The sequence below is a fragment of the Polynucleobacter sp. 39-46-10 genome (assembly GCF_002282275.1).
This window is the reverse complement of sequence record NZ_NCJB01000188.1, coordinates 1-4,549: the sequence shown is the minus strand read 5'-3', so window position 1 is coordinate 4,549 and position 4,549 is coordinate 1. Positions and strand designations below refer to the sequence as shown.

Below are 4,549 nucleotides of genomic sequence, written 5' to 3'. Positions count from 1 at the left end.
CAGAGGTGCTCATTGCCCAGATGTGCAGGTCATGGACTTTTGTCACGCCTTCCATGGACTTCAGGTAAGCATAAACCTTAGGAAGCTCAATTGAATCTGGCACACCATTAAACATCATGTGTAGCGTCTTCTTAAATAGATTAAGTGCGCTCACGATAATAATTGCAGAGATAGCCAGGCTTAGTACAGGGTCGAGCCAATCCCACTCAAAGTAGAGATATAAAACTCCAGCAACGACAACCCCCAGGGACATTAATGCATCTGCCATCATATGCAAGAATGCAGCCTTCAGGTTCAAGTCATTCTCTTGATTTTTGAGGAAGAGAAGGGCCGTAAAGGTGTTAATCGCAATGCCTATTCCGGCTACAGTGATAACCACCAATCCTTGCATTGGCTCTGGGGAATGCAGTCTTTGGATGGACTCTAGAATTAAGGAGCCCATCGCTACTAGGAGTAAGACTGCATTAATGAACGCCGCCATGATGGAGGCTTTTTGCCACCCAAAGGTATGGCGCATATTCGGGCGAAGACTTGCTACAAATGTTGCTGCCCAAGCGAGCAATAGTCCAGCGACATCGCTTAGATTGTGACTAGCATCTGCAATTAAGGCTAGCGAGTTAATCTTCCAGCCATAAAACGCTTCCACAACTACATAGGCAAAATTTAAGCCAATGCCAACAGCAAATATGGTGTTGTACCTTGGCTTATCTAGATGTGAATCGTGCTTATGCAAACCACTGCTCAACTTTGTCACGACTCGGAATGCCGCCTGCGTGAACTACCTTGCCATCAACAACTACACCAGGGGTAGACATGATGTTGTAGGTCATGATGTCCTTGATGTCTTCCACCTTTTCCATGGTGATAGCAACACCTTTTTCTTTGGCAATTTCTTCCAATAGCTTGACTGTGGCTTTGCAATTGCTGCAACCCGTACCGAGCACTTTAATATCCATGATGATTCCTTTTATAGAACTGCGTTAAAAATATAACCAACAATCAGAATGCCCGTTGCTACGATGCTGGCAAAGATGATGATGAGGCGAATCTTCAAAACCTTGCGCAAAATAATCATTTCGGGCAAAGATAGAGCGATTACGCTCATCATGAAGGCTAATACCGTACCAAGGGCTGCGCCTTTAGCAAGTAGCGCCTCCACAATGGGGATAATCCCGGCAGCATTGGTATACATAGGCACCCCAATAAGAATGGCAACAGGCACAGACCACCATGCTTCTTTGCCCATGAGGCTTGCCATGAAGTCTTCCGGGACATAGCCGTGAATTCCGGCACCAACACCAATACCCACGATGATGTATGGCCAGACTTTGACCACAATCTCTTTAATGGCTGCTTTCCCAGAGTCAATGCGATCGCTTAAGGTAAGGCTGTCAGCATCTACGGTAGCTACTGTCTTAGGCATATTGATAACCCAATCTTCTAGGTAGGCTTCTAGCTTGAGTTTGCCAATTACCCAGCCAGCAATGATGGCTACCGATAGACCAAGCACCAAATATAGGCTAGCAATCTTCCAGCCAAATAAGGTAAAGAGCAAAGTCAAGGCCACTTCATTGACCATGGGTGCGGAAATGAGGAATGAGAAGGTAATGCCTAGTGGCACTCCTGCTTGTACAAAACCAATAAAGAGAGGCACAGCAGAGCAAGAGCAAAATGGAGTAACAATCCCCAGGCTAGCTGCCATGATGTTGCCGACACCCTCTGATTTACCGGCAAGAAGAACCCTAGTGCGCTCAGGAGTGAAATAGGAATTAATCATGCCCATGACAAAGACAACACCAGTAAGCAGTAGCAATACCTTGGGCGTGTCATATAAAAAGAATTGCAACGCATCGCCCAGTGGGCTTTGACGCTCAATTGGGAGCAATGAGACTATCCACTCAGAAGCGGGTATGAGCGATTTATACAGCCCATACCAAATAATGATGGCGGTCGCCAAAAAAAGCTTGGGCCATTCTTTTGAGGCTGACAGGGGCGTTGTGAGATTCATGGGATTCCTTTTGGGTATTTTGGAGTAGGGAATGCCTCGTCAATTTGATGTATGTCATAAAATTGCAACATTATTCTATTATTATCGAATTATGAAAAATACAGAAGCTATTCAGGCATTTATTGCCTTAGGACAAGAGTCACGTTTAAACGTGTATCGCCTGATTGTGCAAAAGGGTGATACAGGCTTAATGCCTTCTCAAATCCATGAGATGTTGGGTATTCCGAACGCGACCCTCAGCTTTCACCTAAAAGAGCTGTATCAGGCCAATCTCATTACTGTTGAGCGCCAAAGCCGCAATCTCATCTATAGACCAAACCCTGGCATGGTTGAAGAACTCAGCGAGTTTTTATTGGCTAACTGTTGTGGCGGTAAATCATGCAAAACCACTAAATCTACCAAGAAAGTAAAGGCGTCATGAAGCAATACAACATTCTTTTCTTATGCACCCATAACTCAGCTCGTTCCGTACTGGGTGAGGCATTAGCGTCCACCCATCCTAGCGGTAAGTTTGTGGGTTATTCGGCAGGCTCAACACCGGGTACAAGCGTAAATCCAATTGCTGCTGATATTGCAGAGGAGTTGGGTATGGACCGCGCTCTTTTGAGATCGAAGAGTTGGGATGAGTTTGGCCTAGAAGATGCGCCTAAGATGGATTTTATTGTGACCGTTTGTGATAACGCTGCTGGGGAGGTTTGCCCGTTTTGGCCTGGTAAACCTGCTACTGCGCATTGGGGCTTCCCTGACCCATCGCAAGTGCAGGGTACTGATTTAGAGAAAAGAGCGGCTTTTAATGAGGTGAAGAATGGCCTTAAAAGACGCTTAGATATTTTGGCCGCAATGCCACTAGAGAAACTCGACTCCATGAGTCTTAAAGAAATTCATACCAAAGCATGAGCTCTATCACTAAAAAACTCTCCTTTTTGGATCGTTATTTAACAGTCTGGATTTTTGTAGCGATGGCAGTCGGCATTGCCTTGGGCCATTTCATTCCAGGCATCGAGGGATTTATTAATTCTTTTCAGGTCGGTACAAGCAATCTTCCAATTGCTATTGGACTGATATTGATGATGTATCCACCGTTTGCTAAGGTTCGTTACGAAGACCTACCTGACGTATTTAAAGATAAGCGCATCTTCGGCATCTCTATTTTGATGAATTGGATTATTGCGCCTACTTTAATGTTTTTTTTGGCTATTACTTTTGTTCCTGACCAACCTGAATATATGGCTGGCCTGATTTTGATTGGTATTGCACCTTGTGTTGCGATGGTCATTATTTGGAATGATCTGGCTAAGGGCTCTACTGAGTACGCCGCTGGCTTGGTGGCATTTAATGCGATCTTTCAGGTGCTGTTTTTCAGTGTCTACGCATATTTCTTTCTCACAGTGCTGCCACCTTACTTTGGCCTTGCTGGCTCGAATGTCGGCGTAGGCATGGGGCAGATTGCTGAAAGTGTATTTATCTACTTGGGCATTCCTTGTATTGCCGGAATATTGACCAGAGTAGTGATGCTCAAGTTCATGACTAAAGAACATTATCATGAGCACTTTGTGCCTCGCATTGGCAAGATCACCTTAATTGCATTGCTCTTCACCATCATCGTGATGTTTAGCCTCAAAGGAGGCGTGATCTTAACGCTTCCAATGGATGTTGTGACCATCGCTGTTCCATTGCTGGTTTTCTTTCTCATCATGTTCCTGCTAACTTTCTTTGTGACTGGGAAAATGGGAATTGATTACAAACGTTGCTGTACGCTCTCGTTTACAGCTTCAAGCAATAACTTTGAGTTGGCTATTGCGGTAGCGATTGCAGTGTTCGGAATTAATTCTGGAGCTGCCTTTGCAGCAGTCATAGGTCCTCTGGTAGAGGTGCCCATCATGATTGGCCTTGTGACTGTAGCTTTGTGGTTTAAAGAAAGTTTTTTCAAAAAGGATGCAGCTTAAGTGTTTGAGTCCCCACGGCAATTTCCAGCTTTAGTAGATGATCTTTTCCAGATTCCTGCATTTGAAAAATTGAGTGCAAATGCTAGCGATCATGCACCTCGATTCTTAATGCTCTACGGCTCATTACGCGAGAGATCCTATAGCAGGCTCCTTACTTTTGAGGCGGCTAGATTATTAACTGCAATGGGTGGTGAGGTCAAAATCTTTGACCCTACTGGATTGCCTTTAGTAGATAGCGTGCCGGATACCCACTCAAAGGTGCAAGAGTTGCGTCAATTGGCTTTATGGGCAGAGGGGATGGTTTGGACTTCTCCAGAGCGTCACGGCGCCATGACCGGGTTATTAAAAACACAGATTGATTGGATTCCGTTATCTGAAGGTGCTGTTAGACCAACCCAAGGTAAAACATTGGCTGTGATGCAGGTATGCGGGGGATCACAATCCTTTAATGCGGTTAACCAAATGCGCATCTTGGGACGATGGATGAGGATGATCACCATTCCCAATCAATCTTCAGTTGCCAAAGCCTTCGTTGAATTTGAGGAAGGTGGGCGTATGAAGCCATCCTCTTTCTACGATCGCGTGGTAGATGTCA

7 protein-coding genes are annotated in these 4,549 nt (G+C 45.1%); 4 read left to right on the top strand and 3 right to left on the bottom strand.

Translation table 11 applies throughout. The features are described from left to right. From B7X71_RS12195 to B7X71_RS12185, 3 genes are all read right to left on the bottom strand, one after another. On the bottom strand, nt 1-733 hold a 733-nt coding region (locus B7X71_RS12195; RefSeq protein WP_293600857.1), incomplete at its 3' end, for a cation diffusion facilitator family transporter. Further along, complete coding sequence (locus tag B7X71_RS12190) at nt 726-959, bottom strand: thioredoxin family protein (protein WP_293597793.1); 234 nt, start codon at nt 957-959, stop codon at nt 726-728. The genes B7X71_RS12195 and B7X71_RS12190, both read right to left, overlap by 8 nt. An 8-nt stretch (nt 960-967) precedes the next feature. Beyond that, a complete protein-coding gene (locus B7X71_RS12185; RefSeq protein WP_293597787.1) occupies nt 968-2,008 on the bottom strand; it encodes a permease in 1,041 nt (346 codons plus the stop codon). 91 nt (nt 2,009-2,099) lie between these two features. Between B7X71_RS12185 and B7X71_RS12180 the strand changes: the two genes are divergently transcribed. From B7X71_RS12180 to arsH, 4 genes are all read left to right on the top strand, one after another. Continuing rightward, entirely contained in the window at nt 2,100-2,429 is a 330-nt protein-coding gene (locus B7X71_RS12180; RefSeq protein WP_293597786.1) for a metalloregulator ArsR/SmtB family transcription factor, read from the top strand. Beyond that, the gene (locus B7X71_RS12175; RefSeq protein ID WP_293597785.1) at nt 2,426-2,905 is read left to right on the top strand and encodes an arsenate reductase ArsC; all 480 of its coding nucleotides are present in this window, start codon (nt 2,426-2,428) and stop codon (nt 2,903-2,905) included. Before B7X71_RS12180 ends, B7X71_RS12175 begins: the two co-directional genes overlap by 4 nt. Continuing rightward, the gene (gene arsB, locus B7X71_RS12170; RefSeq protein ID WP_293597784.1) at nt 2,902-3,954 is read left to right on the top strand and encodes an ACR3 family arsenite efflux transporter; all 1,053 of its coding nucleotides are present in this window, start codon (nt 2,902-2,904) and stop codon (nt 3,952-3,954) included. Before B7X71_RS12175 ends, arsB begins: the two co-directional genes overlap by 4 nt. A gap of 51 nt (nt 3,955-4,005) precedes the next feature. Further along, nucleotides 4,006-4,549: arsenical resistance protein ArsH (gene arsH / locus B7X71_RS12165; protein ID WP_293600858.1), on the top strand; the 544-nt coding region annotated here is incomplete at its 3' end.

Excerpts from the sequence above, each read along its gene's own strand:
- arsB (WP_293597784.1), top strand. The coding sequence starts at position 2,902 with ATGAGCTCTATCACTAAAAAACTCTCCTTTTTGGATCGTTATTTAACA.
- B7X71_RS12175 (WP_293597785.1), top strand. The coding sequence starts at position 2,426 with ATGAAGCAATACAACATTCTTTTCTTATGCACCCATAACTCAGCTCGT.
- B7X71_RS12180 (WP_293597786.1), top strand. The coding sequence starts at position 2,100 with ATGAAAAATACAGAAGCTATTCAGGCATTTATTGCCTTAGGACAAGAG.
- B7X71_RS12185 (WP_293597787.1), bottom strand. The coding sequence starts at position 2,008 with ATGAATCTCACAACGCCCCTGTCAGCCTCAAAAGAATGGCCCAAGCTT.